Here is a 19,104-nt window from a genome sequence, read left to right as displayed (position 1 = left end):
CGACGCGCTCTCGCAGATCCATCGATAGTGCCATCCATGCTGGCCTCCTTCCCAGCATGAATGGTGAATCATAAACCCGCTGATTTGGGAATCCTCAACGACTCCCAACAATTTCATCCCGCTCTAGATAAGGGAGTAGGGGAGTACGGGAATAAGGAGTAGGGAAGAGCAAATAGCTCGGAGTTTTTCCTACCCCCCTACTCCCCTAACTTTCGGAGCGCTTATGCTCGGACGCCTAAATCATGTCGCGCTTGCCGTGCCGAACCTGGCTGCGGCGACAGCTGCGTATCGCGATACGCTGGGCGCTCAGCTGAGCGAGCCGCAGGCGCTGCCGGAACATGGCGTCACGGTTGTGTTCGTCGATGTCGGCAACACCAAGATCGAGCTGCTGGAGCCGCTGGGCGACGCTTCACCGATCGCAGCCTTCCTCGCGAAGAACCCGTCGGGCGGCATGCATCATGTCTGCTACGAGGTCGACGATATCCTCGCCGCGCGCGACCAGCTCAAAGCAAGCGGCGCGCGTGTGCTCGGCGACGGCAATCCGAAGATCGGCGCGCATGGCAAGCCTGTGCTGTTCCTGCATCCCAAGGATTTCTTCGGCACGCTGGTGGAATTGGAGCAGGCATGAACTGGGTTTCCTTTGTCGCACTGTTCTTCGTCACCTGGTGGCTGGTGCTGTTTGCGGTGCTGCCGTTCAGCCTGCGCACCCAGGATGAGGACAAGGACGTGACGCTCGGCACGGTCTCGAGCGCGCCGAAGGGACCGCACATGCTGCGCGCGGCGATCCGCACGACGGTCGTCACTGCGATCGTGATCGGCATTTTCTACGGCCTGACAAGGGGGCTCGGCTTCGGTTTCGACGACATTCCGCACATCGTGCCGGACTTTACTCATACTGCCGGCCGTTAGCGCTCTGCCCAGTTTCCGCAAGTATTGATCAGCCCGCGCCCGTGCTGGTTGAAATCGGAAGCCGGCTTCCGATTTCAAGGGCTGACGCAGCATAATGCTGTTTGGCAGGTCGTGGTGCTAAGCAGATGATTGCACAAAAAAAATGCAAGGCACGAGGCCTTGCAATTTAAACGCGTCCGATCTGTTTCCGGTGTCCGGCGGCAGCGAGTAACCGCGCCTAGATCGCATCCTCCCAAGACTTTGACCGCGTAGGAGAGCAGATTTTTCTCCGCCCTCTCGGTTATCGGCGCACACTAGACCAAGGCAGGTGAAAATGTCACGAAGAATTTTGCCCCCAAATAGGCAATATCGTGCTGCACTGCACAATAGTGGGGCAGGGCTTGCTTGTGAATCGATCAAAAGGCCAGATGCGGCACTTTGGTGGCCAAAACGGGCCCTTTTGATCATGCGCAGAACGCCGCAACACTTTAGAGCGCTCGGGTTTCCATTCGGTCATGAAATGGCTATGAAGCCCGGGCAAGCAGCCTCGGTTGCGCCGATTCCCCGCGCCGCCAATTTTTCATTCACGGACCAGTCCATGCGTTTGTCGCGCTACTTCCTGCCCATTCTGAAAGAAAACCCCCGTGAGGCCGAAATCGTCTCGCATCGGCTGATGCTGCGCGCCGGCATGATCCGCCAGCAGGGGCAGGGCAGCTTCTCCTGGTTGCCGCTCGGCAAGCGCGTGCTGGACAAGGTCTGCCAGATCATCCGCGAGGAGCAGAACCGAGCCGGCGCGCTGGAAATCCTGATGCCCACGATCCAGTCGGCGGATCTGTGGCGCGAGAGCGGCCGTTACAATGACTACGGCAAGGAGATGCTACGCATCAAGGACCGGCAGGACCGCGACATGCTCTATGGTCCGACCAATGAGGAAATGGTCACCGAGATCTTCCGCGCCTACGTCAAGTCCTACAAGGACCTGCCGCTCAACCTCTATCACATCCAGTGGAAGTTCCGCGACGAGGTGCGCCCCCGCTTCGGCGTGATGCGCTCGCGCGAGTTCCTGATGAAGGACGCTTACTCCTTCGATCTCGATTTTGAAGGCGCCAGAGCCGCCTATAACCGCATGTTCGTCTCATACTTGAGGACGTTCACGCGCATGGGCCTGCAGGCCATTCCGATGCGCGCCGATACCGGCCCGATCGGCGGCGACCTCAGCCACGAGTTCATCATCCTGGCCGAGACCGGCGAGAGCCAGGTGTTTTGCGACCGCGCCTATCTGTCGCTCGACGTGCCCGACGCGGACACGAACTTTTCCAACGATGCCGAGATCGGCGGCATCGTGACGAAATGGACGACTCCTTACGCCGCCACCGACGAGATGCATGACGAAGCGGCATGGGAGAAGGTGCCCGAAGGCGAGAGGCTCTCGGCGCGCGGCATCGAGGTCGGCCATATCTTCCATTTCGGCGAGAAGTATTCGAAGCCGATGAACGCGAAGGTCACCGGTCCCGACGGCAAGGACCATTATGCTTCGGGCGGCTCCTACGGCATCGGCCCGTCGCGGCTGGTCGCGGCGATCATCGAGGCGAGCCATGACGAGAACGGCATCATTTGGCCGGAAGCGGTCGCGCCGTTCGATATCGGTCTGATCAACATGAAGGTCGGCGACGCCGAATGCGACCGCGTCTGCGACGAGCTCTACGCAGCGCTGACCTCGGCCGGCAAGGACGTGCTTTATGACGACACCGACCAGCGGCCGGGCGGCAAGTTCGCAACCGCCGACCTGATCGGCCTGCCCTGGCAGGTGATCGTCGGACCGCGCGGGGTGGCTAGCGGCGAGGTCGAGATCAAGAACCGCCGGAGCGGCGAGCGCGAGACGCTGCCGATCGCGGAGGCCCAGAAACGCCTGGGTATCGCATGATGGGCGAGGCGGCTGCAGCTCGATCGCCGGCAGGCGCCTTTTCAGGCTTCGAGCGCATGGTGGCGTGGCGCTATCTGCGTTCGCGGCGCAAGGAGACGGTGATCTCGGTCATCGCCTCGATCTCGTTCCTCGGCATCATGCTGGGCGTCGCGACGCTGATCGTCGTCATGGCAGTGATGAACGGTTTTCGCGCCGAGCTGCTCACCCGCATCCTCGGCGTCAACGGCCATCTGATCGTGCAGCCGCTCGATTCGCCACTGGAGGACTATGCGCAGGTGGCGAGTCGCATCAACGGCGTTGCCGGCGTCAAATACGCCATCCCGCTGATCGACGGGCAGGTGTTGGCGCAAGGCAATGTCGGCGGCGGCACCGGCGCGCTGGTGCGCGGCATTCGCGCCGAGGACCTCAACAAGATCTCAATTGTGTCCAGCAACATCAAGCAGGGCACGCTCGACGGTTTCGACACCGGCGATGGCGTGGCGATCGGCAAGCGCATGGCCGAGAATCTCGGGCTGGTGCTCGGCGACACCATCACGCTGATCTCACCCGAAGGCGACGTTACCCCGCTTGGCACCACGCCGCGTATGAAGGGCTACAAGGTGGCGGCGATCTTCGAGGTCGGCATGTCGGAATATGACAGCTCGATCGTCTACATGCCGTTTTCGGAAGCCCAGCTCTATTTCAACATGGACGGACGGGCGCAGACCATCGAGATCTACGTCGACAATCCGGACAATGTCGATGCGCTGAAGCCGTTGGTCGAACAGGCGGCGCAGCGGCCGGTCGACCTCGTCGACTGGCGCCAGCGCAACGAGACCTTCTTCTCGGCGCTGCAGGTCGAGCGCAACGTCATGTTCATGATTCTCACGCTGATCGTGCTGGTGGCGGCACTCAACATCATCTCCGGCCTCATCATGCTGGTGAAGGACAAGGGCCACGACATCGCGATCCTGCGCACCATGGGCGCGTCGCGCGGCGCGATCCTGCGCATTTTCCTGATGACCGGGGCTGCGATCGGGGTCACCGGCACCATCGCCGGCGTGCTGCTCGGCGTCGTCATCTGCCTCAACATCGAATCGATCCGCCAGTTCTTCTCCTGGATGACCGGCAGGATCCTGTTCAATCCCGAGCTCTATTTCCTCAGCCAGTTGCCTGCGAAAATGGACCCGCGCGAGACCACCTATGTCGTCATCATGGCGCTCACCCTGTCTTTCCTGGCCACGGTGTTTCCGGCCTGGCGGGCAGCCCGGCTCGATCCGGTCGAAGCCTTGAGGTACGAGTGATGGCCGAAGCCATTATCGAGCTGAAGGGCGTCGAGCGGCACTATGTCCAGGGGCCGCGCAAGCTGACCATTCTGAACGGCGCTGACTTCTCGCTCAGGCGTGGCGAGATGGTGGCGCTGGTGGCGCCGTCGGGCACCGGCAAGTCGACGCTGCTGCATACGGCGGGGCTGCTCGAGCGGCCGGACGCCGGCGACGTGATCCTCAGCGGCCGCGCCTGCGGCCGGCTGTCGGATGACGAGCGCACGGCTATCCGCCGCAACGATGTCGGCTTCGTCTACCAGTTTCATCATCTGCTGCCGGAGTTCTCCGCGCTCGAAAACATCATGATGCCGCAGCTGATCAAGGGGCTCGGCCGCAAGGAGGCATCCGAGCGGGCGGCGCAGCTTCTCGACTACATGCAGATCGGCAAGCGGGCGCAGCACCGGCCGGCCGAGCTATCCGGCGGCGAGCAGCAGCGCGTGGCGATCGCGCGCGCGGTCGCCAACGCGCCGCTGGTGCTGCTGGCCGACGAACCTACCGGCAATCTCGACCCGGCCACCGCCTCTTACGTGTTCGATGCGCTGGAGGCGCTGGTCAGGCAGTCGGGGCTGGCGGCGCTGATCGCCACTCACAATCACGAGCTCGCCGGGCGCATGGACCGGCGGGTGACGCTGGCAGAGGGCAAAGTGGTGCCGCTTTAAGGCAAGCCGATATTAGGCTGGGGCCCGGCCTGTCGACCGCAGTTTCTTGCGCGTACAGTACCGCCGTCTCCGGTTCTCGGAACTTACTATCCTCGGCTCGGCCTGATCTCGACTTGCCCTCCGCGCGCTCAAAAAGGGCCTATCGTCTCGTCAACCTTTCCTTAACCGTGCGCAAACGGATCGCCTGAATTCGCCAGCATGCCTCTCGGCTGATCGTTGACATTCGAACAAAATTAGAACAAATTGCGAACATATTAACAACAGGAGAGAGTTATGGCCGATCTGGTTCAGGATGTCGTCTCGCTGGTCTGCATGAGCACCTTTCTCATTTCCATGGCGATCTGGATTGGCGCCATGTGAGCAGGCGGCTGGCGGCCGCCTCCCTGGGCGAACGAAGGGTCCGCTCTCTGTTTGGGACGGGCAGGAGCCCGCCCGTTGTTAAGCTTTTCTTGGCCGCACCCCCGCTAGCTTGGCTCGCAAAGACAGGGAGCAAGGGCAGTGTCGGTCATCGCCACGGTCACACTCGTGGCCGGAAATCTCGGACTGATCTTTCTCTTGATGACGGTGCCGCTCGGGCTGCGCACGGTTACGGTCAGCCGCGTGATCGAGGCTGACCGGAATCGCCTCTGGCAGGCGCTGTGGCCGTTCGGCAGCGACGCCGGCTGGTCCGGTGAAATCCTCTCTGCCGAACCCATGGACGGCGAGGGGACGACGTCGATCAAGCTGTCATGGGAAGGGCGCGACGGGCGGCCGATCGAACGCAAGGCGCGGTTCGACGATGTGGTGGAAGGCAGCCGTTTCTCGATGCGCGTCGTTGAGGACACGGCTCTCGATCCCTCGTTCTGGGCCGACTATCGCGAAACCACCGCGCTCGCGCCCGAAGGCGATGCGACGCGCGTTACGCTCACGCAAACCGACCGCTATCGCGGCGTCGCCTTCCTGATCTTCCGCTACTTCGCCATGCGCCGCGAGCTCGCCAAGTTGCAGGTCTGGGCGAGAACCGGAACGTATCGCAGGGGCGGCTGGTTCGAGCATCCGGTGAGCCAGATAGGCTTTGCCGTGCTTTCGGCCTTCATCCTGTGGCCGTTCTTCGGCCTCAACCTCGGGGGACTGGCGCTGGCTGTCATCCTAACTTCGGTGGTGGCGCTGCACGAGCTTGGCCACATGGCGGCATTCCGCCTGACGGGGCATCGCCGGGTGCGCATGATCTTCATTCCGTTGCTCGGCGGTATCGCCATGGGCGGCAGGCCCTATGACAGCCGCTTCGAGGTCGCCTTCGTGGCGCTGATGGGTGCGGGCTTCTCCGCTTTCCTGGTGCCTCTGCTGATCGCCGCCAGCGGCCTTGCCGGCAGCGAAGGGCATCGTCTCGCGGCAGTGCTGCTGGCGACGCTTGCGGGCTGCGCGTCGCTGTTCAACATCGCCAATCTGGTGCCGGTGTGGAAGTTCGACGGCGGCCAAGTGCTGCGCCAGATCTGCCCGGGCCCGATCGCGCTGGCGCTTGCCTCCTTCCTGCTGCTGTTCGCCTTGCTGGCGCTCGGCTGGCGCGCCGGCTTCTCGCCAAGCTTCCTGCTCGTCGCCGGCACGGTGTTCTCGGTCCTCAGCCTGCTCACGGTCGGCAGCGGCGTGAAACCGCGCCACGAGCTGAAGCCGATCCGCGCCTTCGACCGCCTGGCTATGGCCGGCGCGCTGCTCGCGGTCTTCGCCATCCACGGCTATGGCGTGCTCTGGGCCTCAGCGCGGCTGATGTAGCCGCGCCGGATTACCCTGCCTTTCGGGCCAGGTCGGCGACCGGGGCCGCGGCAGGCCCGAACACGTCCTCGAAGGCGGATTTCAGCGCGAGATCGAGATCGGCCATGGTGACCGGAAGGCCGAGGTCGACGAGGCTGGTCACGCCATGCTCCGAAACGCCGCAGGGCACGATGCCGCCGAAGTGGGAAAGCTCCGGCTCGACATTGACGGCAATGCCGTGAAAGCTCACCCAGCGCCTGAGCCTGATGCCGATGGCGGCGATCTTGTCCTCGGCGGGCGTGCCGTCAGGCATGGCAGGCCGATCCGGCCGCACCACCCAGACGCCGACGCGATCCTCGCGGCGCTCGCCGCGCACGTTGAAGGCGGCAAGCGTGCCGATGATCCACTCTTCGAGCGCGGCGACGAAGGCGCGGACATCCTCGCGCCGGCGCTTCAAGTCGAGCATGACATAGGCGACGCGCTGGCCGGGGCCGTGATAGGTGTATTCGCCGCCGCGTCCCGCGGCAAAGACCGGAAAGCGGTCAGGGTCGATGAGGTCCTCGATACGGGCGCTGGTGCCGGCGGTGTAGAGCGGCGGATGCTCGACCAGCCAGACCATCTCGCCGGCAGCGCCATTGCGGATGGCCTCGGCGCGCGATTCCATGAAGGCGAGCGCGTCGGGATAAGACGTCAGGCCGGGCTCGATGACCCACTCGACCGGCGCCGAACCGGGAAGGGGCAGGAACGACGTGGCGATCTGGCTGCGTTCTGTCATGGAACTTTCTCGATGCTCCCCTCATATGGCGGCAATTGGCTGAAACGTCCAGTTTCGCCCGGCCCGTGGCGAGGCTGTGGAGCATTGCGCCAGGAGCTTTGTCTGAGCATGTCGTTCTCCCAAAAACCGCCACGCACTTTTGGGCGACATGCATTAGCGAATATTCCGCACGGCACCCTTGTTTCGCCGGAAACGATTTGCTACAGGCCCCGGGCCGGACGGTTCCGGCTCCTACCACGTGCGGTCGTGGCGGAATTGGTAGACGCGCAGCGTTGAGGTCGCTGTGGGGCAACCCGTGGAAGTTCGAGTCTTCTCGACCGCACCATTCTCCCCCAAAAAGGCATTGCTTTGACGAGCCCGTGAGGCGGCGCGCTCGACGTTCTGCGGGCCAAACAAAAGCGACGCCGAGATCCTGAGGACCGCGCCGCCGCTTTGGCTCTCAAGCCCTTCAGTTCTGAAAAAAGGGACCTATCCCGTCCAGCCAAGGCCGGCCGAGATGCAATTGATCGAGACGAGCAGGGCGTCGGCCGTCCGCCTTCGATCCGCCGTGCCGGGACTGGTCCGAACCTCGCGCAGCAGATCGACCTGCAGGCGGTGGATGTCGTCCATCTGTCGCCGCAGATTGTCGAAGCGCCGCCTTGAACATCGGAAAGCGCGCGGAAAGATCGCCTCCGGTGAGGTCACCGATCAGGCGTCGCGTCAGCTCGTATTCGGCTCCGATGCGGCCGTAGATTCGCCAAGCTGCATCGGCGTCGGCTACCAGGCCGGCGTAGAGCTGCGCGATCTCCATGTCGGACTGGTAGAGCGTCTTCTCGGCCTCGTCGACGATCAGACGGAAGAAGCGCGAGCGCTCGAACATGCGGGCCAGAAGCTCGCGCCCGGCCTCGCCGCGCACCGTGACGAAGGCGTTCAGCGCGCTGCCGATGCCATACCAGCCGGTCAACAGATGACGGTTCTGGCTCCAGGCGAACACCCATGGAATGGCGCGCAGGTCGGCAATGCCGCTGGCGCCGAAACGGCGATCCGGCCGTGAGCCCATCTTCAGGAGCGCCAGTTCCGCGACCGGGGTCGCCTGGTTGAAATAATCGAGGAACCCGGGCTCGGCCATCAACCGGGCATAGGATGCCTGCGACATGCCCGCCAGAGCCTCGAGCGCTTCGTCGAACTCCGGCGTTTCCTTCGGCCCGACATCAGCGGGCGATCCGACACTGTGGGCCAGAACGCCGGCGGCGAGAACCTCGAGCTGGTTGAGGCCGGTGCCGCGATTGGCGAATTTCGACGATACGACCTCGCCCTGCTCGGTGACCCGCATCCTGCCGGCGACAGTGCCCGCCGGCTGCGCCGCGATCGCCCGGCCGGTCGGCGCGCCGCCACGGCTGACGGAGCCGCCGCGACCGTGAAAGAAACTGATCCTGACCTTGTGCTTGCGCCCGATCGCGGCAAGGCGCCTTTGCGCTTTCGCCAGTTCCCAATTGGAGGCGAGGAAGCCGCCGTCCTTGTTGGAATCCGAATAGCCAAGCATGATTTCCTGGCGCGCGCCAAAATCGCGCACAGTCCGCCGCACCAGCGAAACACCGAGCAAATCATTCAGGACGGCAGGAGCGGCCTGCAGATCGGCGATGGTCTCGAACAATGGCACGATGCGCAGCCTGATCGCGCCGCTACTACCAGGGGCGGTCGAAAGTCCGCAATATTGCGCCAGCAGATAGACCGCGAGCATGTCGTCGGCCGAGCGGGTCATGCTGAGCACGAACGAGCCAACGGCGTCGGCATCCGCGCCCGAATTGTGCCTGGCGATGATAGAGAATGTCGACAGCAGTTCGGCCGCCTCAGGCGAGAGCCGGCCTGCGTCGATCTCCGGTTGCTCGCCCTGGCTGAGGCTTGAGCGGAGGTGCGCCGACCATCGCGGCGTGCCGGGTGCGACCGGGTCGGCGGGATCTGTCAGCGCAAACAGCTCGGCCAGCACCCGGTTGACGACCGTGGAGTTCTGCCGGATGTCGAGCGAGACCGTACGGAAGCCGAAGCTTCCGGCTTGCCAGATGAGAGGCTGGACGAAGCGCCTGGCGACCGCGCGCCCACCGATCGCTTCGAGAACGGAAGACAGTGCGTTGAGATCGGCACGAAACGCTTCCGCCGAGAGATATGCCGCCGTGCCGCCGTCGCGCGTCGCCGCCAGCCGGGCAAGCATGGCCGAAGCGAATTGGCGAAGCGGTTCGTCGGGGTTGCGGGCGGCTATCGCTTGCCCCTGCCCGCTTTTATCAAGCGCGGTTTGCAGCACCGGCTTGAAGCTCGGCGGCAGGTCGATGACGTTGGAGCTGGCGCTGAGCACCGTCACCAGCCGCTGCACCTGCGTCAGATACCAGCTTATGGCGGTATTGCGGTATTCGGCCAGGGCATGAGCGGTGACTGCGGCCGTCACATTTGGATTGCCGTCGCGGTCGCCGCCGATCCACGAGGCATAGCGCATGAAGGAGGGGATTCTGATCGGCTCTCCCGGATAGTGACGCTCGAACGCGCCTTGAAGCTTGCCGTAGAGCTGCGGCGTTGCCTCGAAGATGACTTCGCGAAAGAAGTGCAGGCCCCAGGCGATTTCGCCCTCGACCGTCGGGCGCTCAAGTCGCAGCTCGCCCGTCATCCACAGAAGCTCGATCTCGCTTTCCAGATCGGCGACCAACAGGTCGCGTTCGCGCGGCGCCCAGCGCGGCTGGTCGAGCTCGGTCAACTTGCGATAGATGCGGCGATGGATCTCCAGCACCGTGACGCGCTTGGCCTCCGTGGGGTGCGCGGTCATGGTCGGCCCGACACATAGCTCATCGAGCGTGGCCTGGACTTCCCCCGCCGAGCGGCCGTTCGCCGCCATCTGCGCGACCACGCTGGCGAAGGACCCGGTCACCTCGTCGGCGCCCGCGCCTTGTTCGAGTTCGCGCCGCGCCCGCATGGCAAGCAACTCGTCGGCAATCGTCAACAACTGGAACCACACGCCGCTCGCCTGAAGCGCCGGGATGCGTTGTTCCGCGGCAAGCGAGACAAGCGACCGACGCCCGCTCAGTACGGCGGCGACCTCGGGCTCACGAGCGCTTGCGACCTGAAGCAGCAGGCGCAACAGGAGGCTGCGCTCGTCCTCGCGAAATTTGATGCGTCTGCTCTGTTCCAAACCGCTTTCCTCGGCTGCATCGATTGCAACTGCAGCAGCGCCTTGAATGGAGGGCGGCGCCGGCTGTCAGGCGACCCGATCGGGGACGGGGCGGCCTTCGAAGAAGGCGGTCAGGTTCTCCACCACCTTCATGCCCATCGCCACCCGCGTTTCCTCGGTCGCGCTGCCGAGATGCGGCAACAGCACGACGTTCTCCAACTGCTTCAGCGCTTCCGGAACGGCGGGCTCGTCGGCAAAGACGTCGAGACCTGCACCTGCGATCTCGCGCCGTTGCAGTGCACCGATCAGGGCATCCTGGTCGACGACGTCGCCGCGCGCGGTGTTGATCAGGAAGGCGCCGCGTTTCATCAACCCCAGGCTTCGAGCATCGATGAGATGGCGGTTTTCCACGCCGCCCGGACAGTGCAGCGAGACGAAATCGGATGCCGTAAGCACATCGTCCAAAGTCGGCAACTGCTCCGCGCCCATAGCGCGCGTCTCGTCATCATCGACCGGCGACCGGTTGAAGAATACGATCTTCATGCCGAAGCCGAAATGCGCGCGCCTGGCCGTCGCTTTGCCGATGCGCCCCATGCCGACAATACCCAAGGTCTTGCCCGACACTTTTGCCCCGGCCATGTGGGTCGGCGACCAGCCTCGCCACTCTCCGGCTCGCAGCTGCCGCTCGCCTTCGCCGGTGCGGCGCGCGACGGCCAGCATCAGGCTAAGCGCAAGGTCGGCGGTGCAATCCGTCAGCACGCCAGGCGTGTTGGTCACCACGATGTCGCGGTCGCGGGCTGCCGCGACATCGATATGGCTGAAGCCGACGCCGAAATTGGCGATGATGCGGGTGCGGGCGGCGTTCTCGGGAAATACCGCAACCGGCAAGCGGTCGCTGACCGTCGCCAGGATCGCGTCGAAATGCGCGAAGGCGGACGTCGTCGCGGCAGGGCTCAGCGGCGTATCGCTGGGGTTGAACGTCGTGTCGAAGCGCTCGGCGAGGATCGCTTCGACGGCGGCCGGCCATCTGCGGGTGACAATCAAACGCGGTTTCATCGAGTTTCCTGCTGGTCGATGGGCCGCCGCGACGTTTGCGGCCGGCCCAGACTTCACCTTTTGTGGACTGTGCGGCCGTGGGGGCCGTCACGCCGCCTTCTTGGTCCGCGCCAGCGTATCAGCCACGACCTCGCCGAAGGAGGCAGGCGTCGGCACGATGACGACGCCTGCGTCTTTCAGGATCTCGACCTTTTCCTGCGCCGACTCGCCGAAGGCGGAGATGATGGCGCCGGCATGGCCCATGCGGCGGCCCTTCGGCGCCGAGAGCCCGGCGATGTAGGCGATCAGCGGCTTTCGCATGTTGTCGCGCGCCCAGATCGCGGCTTCGGCTTCCTGTGGTCCGCCGATCTCGCCGATCATCACCACGGCGTCGGTGTCCTCGTCGCGCTCGAAGAGCTGAAGGATATCCTTGAAGGACGAACCATTGATCGGATCGCCGCCGATACCGACGCTGGTCGACACACCGATCCCCAACGCCTTCATCTGCGAGGCGGCCTCGTAGCCCAGCGTGCCCGAGCGCCCGACGATGCCGACGCGTCCGGGGAGATAGATGCTGCCGGGCATGATGCCCATCAGCGCCTGTCCGGGCGTGATGACGCCGGCGCAGTTCGGGCCGACGAGCCGCATGCGGTCCTCGAAGCGGTATCGGCGCATGTAGCGCTTCACCTGCATCATGTCCTGGGAGGGGATGCCGTCGGTGATGCAGACGCAAAGCTTAATGCCGGCGTCCGCCGCCTCCATGATCGAATCGGCGGCGAAGGGCGGCGGCACGAAGACGATGCTCGCCTCGGCGCGGGTCTCGCGCACAGCACCCTTGACGGTGTTGAAGACGGGCAGGCCGAGATGCGTCTGGCCGCCTTTGCCGGGGGTGACGCCGCCGACCAGCTTTGTGCCGTAGCGCTTCATGTCGTCGGCGTGGAAGCTGCCGATCTTGCCGGTGAAACCCTGGACGATGACGCGCGTGCTGCGGTTGAGCAGGATTGCCATTTCTCGACCTCCCTCAGGCTGCTTTCTTGTTCTTGGTGGCTTCGCGCCAGGCGGCGACGGCCTTTTCGGCGGCTTCGGCCAGCGTATCGGCGACGATCACCGCCTCGCCGGAGTCGGCCAGGATCTTGCGTCCTTCCTCGACCTTGGTGCCGGAGAGGCGCACCACCAGCGGCACGTCGACGCCGACCTCGCGGATCGCCTTGATGACGCCCTCGGCGACCCAGTCGCAGCGGTTGATGCCGGCAAAGATGTTGACCAGGATGGTCTCGACATTCTTGTCGCCGAGCACGGCGCGGAAGGATTTCGCCACCCGCTCGGGCGAGGCGCCGCCGCCGATGTCGAGGAAATTGGCGGGCTCGCCGCCGGCGATCTTGATCATGTCCATCGTCGCCATGGCGAGGCCTGCGCCGTTGATGATGCAGCCGATATTGCCGTCCAGCCCGACATAGGAGAGACCGCGATCGCTCGCAAAAGTCTCGCGCGGGTCTTCCTGGCTCTTGTCGCGCAGTTCCGAGATTTCCGGGCGGCGGAACAGCGCGTTCTCGTCGAACGACATCTTGGCGTCGAGCGCGACGAGACTGCCGTCGCGGGTCACCACCAGCGGATTGATCTCCAGCATCGAGGCGTCGTAGTCGCGGAACACCTGGTAGCAGCCGAGGATGGTCTCGGTCGCCTTGCCGATGAGGTTGCTTTCTAGTCCGAGGCCGAAGGCGATCTCGCGCGCCTGGAAGCCCTGCATGCCGACGCCCGGATCGACGGTGGCGCGGATGATGGAATCGGGCTTCTTTTCGGAGATGTCCTCGATCTCCATGCCGCCGGCGGCCGATGCCACGATCATGACGCGCTCTTCCTTGCGGTCGAGCACGAAGCCGAGATAGAGCTCCTGCGCGATGTCGACGGCTTCCTCGAGATAGAGGCGCGAGATCAGCTTGCCGCGCGGGCCGGTCTGCTGGGTGACCAGCTTGCGGCCGAGCATGCCCTCAGCGGCGTTGGAGATCTCCTCGTCGTTGGAGCAGAGCTTGATGCCGCCGGCTTTGCCGCGTGCGCCGGAATGGACCTGCGCCTTCAGCACCCATTTCGAGCCGCCGATCTCGCGCGCCCGGTAGGTCGCCTGCTCGGGGCTGTAGGCAAGGCCGCCGCGCGGGACATGCACGCCGTGGCGGGCGAGCAGTTCCTTGGCCTGGTATTCGTGAATGTCCATCTTGTCCTCCCGGTAATCTAATGCGCTGCGCTATGCGTCTGGCTGGCGCGCTCGATCGCCTCGCTCACCACCAGAACATTGCGTGCCATGCGTTCCGAGGCAGCGTCGATCATCTTGCCGTCGAGCGCCGCCGCGCCCTTGCCGAGCGCCTCCGCTTCCTTGAGCACCTCAAGGATGCGGCGGGCGCGCGTGACCTCCTTTTCCGGCGGCGAGAAGACGTCGTTGGCCAGAGCGATCTGCGAGGGATGGATCGCCCATTTGCCTTCGATGCCGAGTGCGGCGGCGCGCCTGGCGGCTGCTGTGTAACCTTCGGGGTCGGAGAAATCGCCGAACGGTCCGTCGACGGCGCGCAAGCCATAGGCGCGGCAGGCGACAGTCATGCGCGACAGGGCGAAATGCCACTGATCGCCGGGATAGTCAGGGTTGAGGCCGCCGATGTTGACGGTGCGCGCCTTGTTGCTGGCGGCGTAATCGGCGACACCGAAATGCATCGCTTCGAGCCGGCCGGGCGTGGCGGCGATCGCCTCGACATTGGCCATGCCGAGCGCGGTTTCGATCAGCGCTTCGAGGCCGACCCGGGTCTTGAAACCCTTGGCCATCTCGATCTGGTTGACCATGGCCTCGACCATATAGAGGTCCGCCGGCACGCCGACCTTCGGCACCAGGATCGTGTCCAGCCGGTCGCCGGCCTGTTCCATGACGTCGACCACGTCGCGGTACATGTAGTGGGTGTCGAGGCCGTTGATGCGCACCGATACGGTCTTGCCCTTGGCGCGCCAATCGATGTCGTTCAGCGCCTGGATGATGTTCTTGCGCGCGCGCTCCTTGTCGGGCGGCGCCACCGCGTCCTCGATATCGAGGAAGACGAAGTCGGCGGCGCTGTTCGCCGCCTTGTCGATCATTTCCGGGCTGGAGCCGGGAACCGCCAGCTCGCTGCGCTGGAGCCTGAGCTTCTTGAGGTGGTTGATGGTGTGGCTCATCGTCCGTTCCTCACGCCGCCTCGGCGACCGGCATTGCGGCCGTGCGCCGGAAATGCTCGATCGCAGCCGCCATGCCCGAGCCCGGCGCCAGGCGCACGCCGCAATCAAGCAGCGCCATTTCGGCCGCCGACAGCGAGGCGCAGACCATCACCTCGTTCAGCCAGCCGAGATGGCCGATGCGGAAGACCTTGCCGAAGACCTTGTTGAGGCCGCCGCCGAGCGATGTCTGATAGGTGCGGTAGGCACGCTTGACCACGTCGCCGCTGTCGATGCCTTCCGGCACCAGGATCGCGCTCACCGTATCGGAGTGCCATTGCGGCGCCTTGGCGCACAGCTTCAACCCCCAAGCGTCGACCGCCTTGCGCACGCCTTCGGCCAGGCGATGGTGGCGCGCGAAGATGTTGTCCAGCCCTTCCTCGGCGATCAGGTCGAGCGAGGCGCGCAGGCCGCGCAGCAGCTGGGTGGCGGGTGTGTAGGGGAAATAGCCGGCGTCGTTGGCGCGGATCATGTCATCGAAGGAGAAGTAGCAGCGCCGGTGGGTCGCGACTCGCGACGCCGCCAGCGCCTTCTTGCTGACCGACAGGAAGCCGAGGCCGGCGGGCAGCATGAAACCTTTCTGCGAGCCGCTTACCGCGCAGTCGACGCGCCATTCCTCCTGACGGAAGTCGATCGAGCCGATCGACGAGACGCCGTCGACGAAGAGGAGCGCTGGGTGGTTCACTGCATCGAGCACCGCGCGACAGCCGGCGACGTCGCTGGTAACGCCGGTCGCGGTCTCGTTTTGCGTGCAGAAGACCGCCTTGATCTGGTGCGCCTTGTCCGCTCGCAGCCTTTCGGCATAGAGGTCGAGCGGGACGCCGGTTCCCCATTCACAATCGATGACGTCGACGTCGAAGCCGAGGCGCTCGGCCATGTCGACCCACAGATGCGAGAACTGGCCGAAGCGCGACATAAGCACCCGGTCGCCCGGGTTGAGCACGTTCGTCATCGCCGCCTCCCAGGCGCCGGTGCCGGACGACGGATAGATGAAGACGCGGCCGGTCTCGTTCTTGAAAACCTTCTTGATGTCCTCGAACAGCGGGAGCGTGAGATTGGGGAAGGAGGCGGCGCGCATGTCTTCCATCGGCAGGTTCATCGCCTGCCGGACCTCTTCAGGAATGTTGGTGGGTCCAGGGATGAAAAGATGGGTAAACCCGGCCATGCGCAAACTCCTCCTACGTTTTGGGATGCTGGAGGAAGTTTCGTGTCGATGGCGCCGAGCAACAACACCTTGCCGGGTAAGTTGTCGCCACGCGCGGGTAGGTCGAGCCTACCCGATCCGCCTACCCGAAAGGCGATTTGGAGCCGCGTCTCTTCTCGTTGGCATAGAGCGCGACAGCCATGGCGCGGTTGCGCACGTCGAGCTTGTCGTAAAGATTTTTGAGATGGTACTTCACCGTGTTCTCGGAGATCCCGGTGCGGGTCGCGATCTGGAGATTGGTCCAGCCGTCGGAAAGCACCGCAAGCAATTCGCGCTCACGCACGGTGAGTTGCGACAGCGGCGTATCGTTGACCTTGTTGATGTCGATGTACGGGATGCAGATGCGCCCATGCGCGACCGCCAGGATCGTCTCGAATATGATCGAGGGATCGTCGAACTGAAAGCAATAGCCCTGGGCGCCGAGCCGCACGCACTGCTTCAGGATGCCGATGTCATGATCATTGGAAAAGACCGTGATGCGCAGGTCGAGCTTGCGGTTCTGGACTTCCGCCAGGACATCGGCGCCATCCATGTCGGCGAGCTTCCAGCCGATGACGGCGACGTCGAACCCGGTGTTCGCCGCCAATTCCAAGAATTGCTTGCCGCTCGGCACGGAGCTCAACAGCTCGAAACGCCCGTCGCATTCCAGCATCTCGCGAAGCGCAGACACGACAAGCGGATTGCGCTCGGCGACGATAACACGCACGCGCTGCTCGCCAACTGCTTCGTTCGTTTTCCGGGACTTGAGGTTCAAGGCCTGCCGATTGTCCTGTCGATCTCGCGCTTGCCGATCCACCTGGACCTGCATCATGGCAATTCTGCCCCAACAGCAAAAGGGCGCTCTTTCCGCAGCGACATGCGCTGTCGCGGCGGCTGAACCCGCAAATGCGGCGCGACCCGCCTTTACCGGGAGGCGTCGCGGGGACATTTCTCTGAATATTCCGCGCGCTACGGCTATATTTTCTCAGGACGAATCGTGTCTCGACCCTATCTGCCGCATAAGCATCGGATTTCCCGAAATGCGGTTTCCACTTTTCGGGCTCATGCTCTAGACCTGATTCACACCCTTTCCGGATTGCTGTTGGCGGGAGGCGCTGGTGGAAGGCCAGGACAGAGAGACGACCGGCGCCAGGACCATCGAGGAAGGCGGCGCCGACATCTATGGCGAGGACGGCGCCGTCCGTTCTGCCTTCCTTGCGCAGATCGGCGCGGCCATCGCCGATCGCGACACGCTCATCTTAAAACGCGAAGTCGACGACCTGCATCAGTCGGAACTCGGCGATCTGCTGGAAGCACTCCATCCCGAGCAGCGCCGCGCGCTGGTCGAATTGCTTGGCTCGGATTTCGACTTTTCGGCGCTGACAGAGGTCGATGAGGCGATCCGGCTCGACATCGTCGACAATTTGCCCAACGAACAGATCGCGCAGGCGGTGCAGGAACTCGATTCCGACGACGCCGTCTACATCCTGGAAGACCTCGACCAGGAGGACCAGGACGAGATCCTGTCGCAACTGCCGTTCACCGAGCGCATCCGGCTGCGGCGCGCGCTCGACTATCAGGAAGAGACGGCCGGCCGGCGCATGCAGACCGAGTTCGTCGCCGTGCCGCCGTTCTGGACCATCGGCCAGACGATCGACTACATGCGCGAGGACAAGAACCTTCCCGATCGCTTCAGCCAGATCTTCGTCATCGACCCGAGCTTCAAACTGCTCGGCGCCATCGATCTCGACCAGATTCTGCGCACCAAGCGCGCGGTGAAGGTCGAGGAGGTGATGCATGAAACGCGCCATGCCATCCCTGCCACCATGGACCAGGAAGAGGCGGCGCGGGAATTCGAGCAGTACGATCTGCTATCGGCCGCCGTGGTCGACGAGAACGAGCGTCTGGTCGGCGTGCTCACCATCGACGACGTGGTCGACGTCATCCAGCAGGAGGCAGAGGAGGACCTTCTGCGCATGGGCGGCGTCGGCGACGAAGAGCTATCCGACACCGTGCTTGCGACCTCGCGATCGCGTGTGCCGTGGCTGCTCGTCAATCTGGTCACGGCGTTTCTCGCGGCCTCGGTGATTGGCCTGTTCGACCAGACCATCGAGCATATCGTGGCGCTCGCTGTGCTGATGCCGATCGTTGCCGGCATGGGCGGCAATGCCGGCTCGCAGACGATGACCGTCACGGTGCGGGCGCTGGCGACCAGGGATCTGGACATCTACAACGCCGCCCGGATCATCCGCCGTGAGGTGGGAGTGGGCTTCATCAACGGCATCGTCTTTGCGGTGCTGATCGGCATGGTTGCTGGACTGTGGTTCCACGACCCCAACCTGGGCGGCATTATCGCGGCGGCGATGATCATCAACATGTTCGCGGCGGCCCTGGCAGGCATTCTCATCCCGCTGCTGCTCGACCGCTTCAAGATCGACCCGGCGGTAGCCTCCGCCGTCTTCGTCACGACGGTCACCGACTGCGTCGGCTTCTTTGCCTTCCTCGGATTGGCCACTTGGTGGTTTGGCGTTCCTTAAGACAGTGCTATAATTGACTTTTACGTAAATGCCGTGCGACGTTGCCCTAGGGTCAGATGCCGATTCCGGCACAGACGGGGTTGATTGGAGAAAGGGCGACGCTTCTGCGTGGCGACGCTTGGACGTTTGGGCGTGGGAGCGAGAATGCGGGAATATTACACGATCACCGAGCTGACGCGCGAATTCGACGTGTCGACCCGGACGTTGCGGTTCTATGAGGACGAGGGGCTGGTGCAGCCGATCCGGCGCGGGCGCACGCGGCTGTTTCGCCCGTCCGACCGGCATCTGATCCGCCAGATCATGCGCGGCAAGCGGCTCGGCTTCTCGATCGCCGAAATCCGCGAAATCATCCAGATGTACAAGGAACCGCCCGGCGAGGTCGGCCAGCTCAAGCTGATGATCAAGCGCATCGAGGAAAAGCGCGAGGACCTGCGCCAGAAACGGCGCGACCTCGAGGAGACGCTTGCCGAGCTCGACCAGGCCGAGGAGTCCTGCGTGGAGCGGTTGGCGGAGCTGGGCGTGAACACGTAGCCCGCTGACAGCCAAAGAATTCAGCTAGAGCGTCGGACCATCAGATTGAATCGCGAAGGATTCCGCTGATGTAAGGTTTGTGATTCACTTCCTTGTGGAGGTGATTTGCCATGCCCAAGCCCTATTCGCTCGATTTGCGTGAACGTGTTGTGCGGTTTGTCGAGGCGGGCCATTCTCGGCGT

Annotated in this window: 16 protein-coding genes and 1 tRNA gene; 9 read left to right on the top strand and 8 right to left on the bottom strand. The window is 64.0% G+C overall.

Annotated features, from left to right (window positions below):
• Positions 1 to 223 precede the first annotated feature (223 nt).
• The 6 genes from mce to A9K71_RS22585 all read left to right on the top strand — a co-directional run bounded on the left by mce (position 224) and on the right by A9K71_RS22585 (position 6,524).
• Positions 224 to 628, top strand: a complete 405-nt coding sequence (mce, locus tag A9K71_RS22610) for a methylmalonyl-CoA epimerase (protein WP_067001242.1) — start codon at positions 224 to 226, stop codon at positions 626 to 628.
• Positions 625 to 909 carry a DUF1467 family protein gene (locus A9K71_RS22605; RefSeq protein WP_067001240.1) on the top strand — a complete coding sequence of 95 codons (285 nt, stop codon included), beginning with the start codon at positions 625 to 627 and terminating at the stop codon, positions 907 to 909. The genes mce and A9K71_RS22605 overlap by 4 nt, the downstream gene beginning before the upstream one ends.
• A 577-nt stretch (positions 910 to 1,486) precedes the next feature.
• Positions 1,487 to 2,812, top strand: coding sequence for a proline--tRNA ligase (proS, locus tag A9K71_RS22600; protein WP_067001250.1), 1,326 nt, complete (start codon positions 1,487 to 1,489; stop codon positions 2,810 to 2,812).
• Positions 2,812 to 4,095, top strand: a complete 1,284-nt coding sequence (locus A9K71_RS22595; protein WP_067001237.1) for a lipoprotein-releasing ABC transporter permease subunit — start codon at positions 2,812 to 2,814, stop codon at positions 4,093 to 4,095. The genes proS and A9K71_RS22595 overlap by 1 nt, the downstream gene beginning before the upstream one ends.
• On the top strand, positions 4,092 to 4,775 hold the full coding sequence (locus A9K71_RS22590) for an ABC transporter ATP-binding protein (RefSeq protein ID WP_170950186.1): 684 nt from the start codon (positions 4,092 to 4,094) through the stop codon (positions 4,773 to 4,775). Before A9K71_RS22595 ends, A9K71_RS22590 begins: the two co-directional genes overlap by 4 nt.
• A gap of 498 nt (positions 4,776 to 5,273) precedes the next feature.
• Entirely contained in the window at positions 5,274 to 6,524 is a 1,251-nt protein-coding gene (locus A9K71_RS22585; protein ID WP_067001231.1) for an SRPBCC family protein, read from the top strand.
• Between the two features lie 10 nt (positions 6,525 to 6,534).
• On the opposite strand, the gene lipB is transcribed toward A9K71_RS22585, so the two are convergent.
• Positions 6,535 to 7,278 (bottom strand): lipoyl(octanoyl) transferase LipB, encoded by a 744-nt coding sequence (gene lipB / locus A9K71_RS22580; RefSeq protein ID WP_067001226.1) that lies wholly within the window; start codon positions 7,276 to 7,278, stop codon positions 6,535 to 6,537.
• Between the two features lie 240 nt (positions 7,279 to 7,518).
• Here lipB and A9K71_RS22575 point away from each other — a divergent pair.
• Positions 7,519 to 7,603, top strand: a tRNA-Leu gene (locus A9K71_RS22575).
• 123 nt (positions 7,604 to 7,726) lie between these two features.
• Here the strand turns inward: A9K71_RS22575 and A9K71_RS22570 are convergent.
• The 7 genes from A9K71_RS22570 to A9K71_RS22540 form a co-directional block, all read right to left on the bottom strand.
• A complete protein-coding gene (locus tag A9K71_RS22570) occupies positions 7,727 to 10,432 on the bottom strand; it encodes a phosphoenolpyruvate carboxylase (protein ID WP_245299734.1) in 2,706 nt (901 codons plus the stop codon).
• 66 nt (positions 10,433 to 10,498) lie between these two features.
• On the bottom strand, positions 10,499 to 11,467 hold the full coding sequence (locus A9K71_RS22565; RefSeq protein ID WP_067001222.1) for a D-glycerate dehydrogenase: 969 nt from the start codon (positions 11,465 to 11,467) through the stop codon (positions 10,499 to 10,501).
• Positions 11,468 to 11,554: 87 nt separating this feature from the next.
• Positions 11,555 to 12,454 (bottom strand): succinate--CoA ligase subunit alpha, encoded by a 900-nt coding sequence (sucD, locus tag A9K71_RS22560; RefSeq protein ID WP_067001220.1) that lies wholly within the window; start codon positions 12,452 to 12,454, stop codon positions 11,555 to 11,557.
• 13 nt (positions 12,455 to 12,467) lie between these two features.
• Positions 12,468 to 13,655 (bottom strand): malate--CoA ligase subunit beta, encoded by a 1,188-nt coding sequence (locus A9K71_RS22555; RefSeq protein WP_067001218.1) that lies wholly within the window; start codon positions 13,653 to 13,655, stop codon positions 12,468 to 12,470.
• Positions 13,656 to 13,672: 17 nt separating this feature from the next.
• The gene (locus A9K71_RS22550) at positions 13,673 to 14,635 is read right to left on the bottom strand and encodes a CoA ester lyase (protein WP_067001213.1); all 963 of its coding nucleotides are present in this window, start codon (positions 14,633 to 14,635) and stop codon (positions 13,673 to 13,675) included.
• Positions 14,636 to 14,645: 10 nt separating this feature from the next.
• A complete protein-coding gene (locus A9K71_RS22545) occupies positions 14,646 to 15,836 on the bottom strand; it encodes an aminotransferase class V-fold PLP-dependent enzyme (RefSeq protein ID WP_067001211.1) in 1,191 nt (396 codons plus the stop codon).
• A gap of 121 nt (positions 15,837 to 15,957) precedes the next feature.
• Positions 15,958 to 16,581 carry a response regulator transcription factor gene (locus A9K71_RS22540; RefSeq protein WP_067001248.1) on the bottom strand — a complete coding sequence of 208 codons (624 nt, stop codon included), beginning with the start codon at positions 16,579 to 16,581 and terminating at the stop codon, positions 15,958 to 15,960.
• A gap of 391 nt (positions 16,582 to 16,972) precedes the next feature.
• On the opposite strand from A9K71_RS22540, the gene mgtE reads away from it, so the two are divergent.
• Together mgtE and A9K71_RS22530 are read left to right on the top strand one after the other, a co-directional pair.
• The gene (gene mgtE, locus A9K71_RS22535; protein ID WP_067001209.1) at positions 16,973 to 18,391 is read left to right on the top strand and encodes a magnesium transporter; all 1,419 of its coding nucleotides are present in this window, start codon (positions 16,973 to 16,975) and stop codon (positions 18,389 to 18,391) included.
• 144 nt (positions 18,392 to 18,535) lie between these two features.
• A complete protein-coding gene (locus A9K71_RS22530; protein ID WP_040969921.1) occupies positions 18,536 to 18,922 on the top strand; it encodes a MerR family DNA-binding transcriptional regulator in 387 nt (128 codons plus the stop codon).
• Positions 18,923 to 19,104: the final 182 nt, after the last annotated feature.

This window comes from Mesorhizobium sp. WSM3873, assembly GCF_001672445.1.
In the GTDB taxonomy this organism is placed as follows: domain Bacteria; phylum Pseudomonadota; class Alphaproteobacteria; order Rhizobiales; family Rhizobiaceae; genus Mesorhizobium.
This window is presented reverse-complemented; position numbering and strand designations above follow the sequence as displayed.

Excerpts from the sequence above, each read along its gene's own strand:
- A9K71_RS22545 (WP_067001211.1), bottom strand. The coding sequence starts at position 15,836 with ATGGCCGGGTTTACCCATCTTTTCATCCCTGGACCCACCAACATTCCT.
- A9K71_RS22565 (WP_067001222.1), bottom strand. The coding sequence starts at position 11,467 with ATGAAACCGCGTTTGATTGTCACCCGCAGATGGCCGGCCGCCGTCGAA.
- A9K71_RS22530 (WP_040969921.1), top strand. The coding sequence starts at position 18,536 with ATGCGGGAATATTACACGATCACCGAGCTGACGCGCGAATTCGACGTG.
- A9K71_RS22605 (WP_067001240.1), top strand. The coding sequence starts at position 625 with ATGAACTGGGTTTCCTTTGTCGCACTGTTCTTCGTCACCTGGTGGCTG.
- lipB (WP_067001226.1), bottom strand. The coding sequence starts at position 7,278 with ATGACAGAACGCAGCCAGATCGCCACGTCGTTCCTGCCCCTTCCCGGT.
- A9K71_RS22555 (WP_067001218.1), bottom strand. The coding sequence starts at position 13,655 with ATGGACATTCACGAATACCAGGCCAAGGAACTGCTCGCCCGCCACGGC.
- proS (WP_067001250.1), top strand. The coding sequence starts at position 1,487 with ATGCGTTTGTCGCGCTACTTCCTGCCCATTCTGAAAGAAAACCCCCGT.
- mce (WP_067001242.1), top strand. The coding sequence starts at position 224 with ATGCTCGGACGCCTAAATCATGTCGCGCTTGCCGTGCCGAACCTGGCT.
- A9K71_RS22595 (WP_067001237.1), top strand. The coding sequence starts at position 2,812 with ATGGGCGAGGCGGCTGCAGCTCGATCGCCGGCAGGCGCCTTTTCAGGC.
- sucD (WP_067001220.1), bottom strand. The coding sequence starts at position 12,454 with ATGGCAATCCTGCTCAACCGCAGCACGCGCGTCATCGTCCAGGGTTTC.
- A9K71_RS22550 (WP_067001213.1), bottom strand. The coding sequence starts at position 14,635 with ATGAGCCACACCATCAACCACCTCAAGAAGCTCAGGCTCCAGCGCAGC.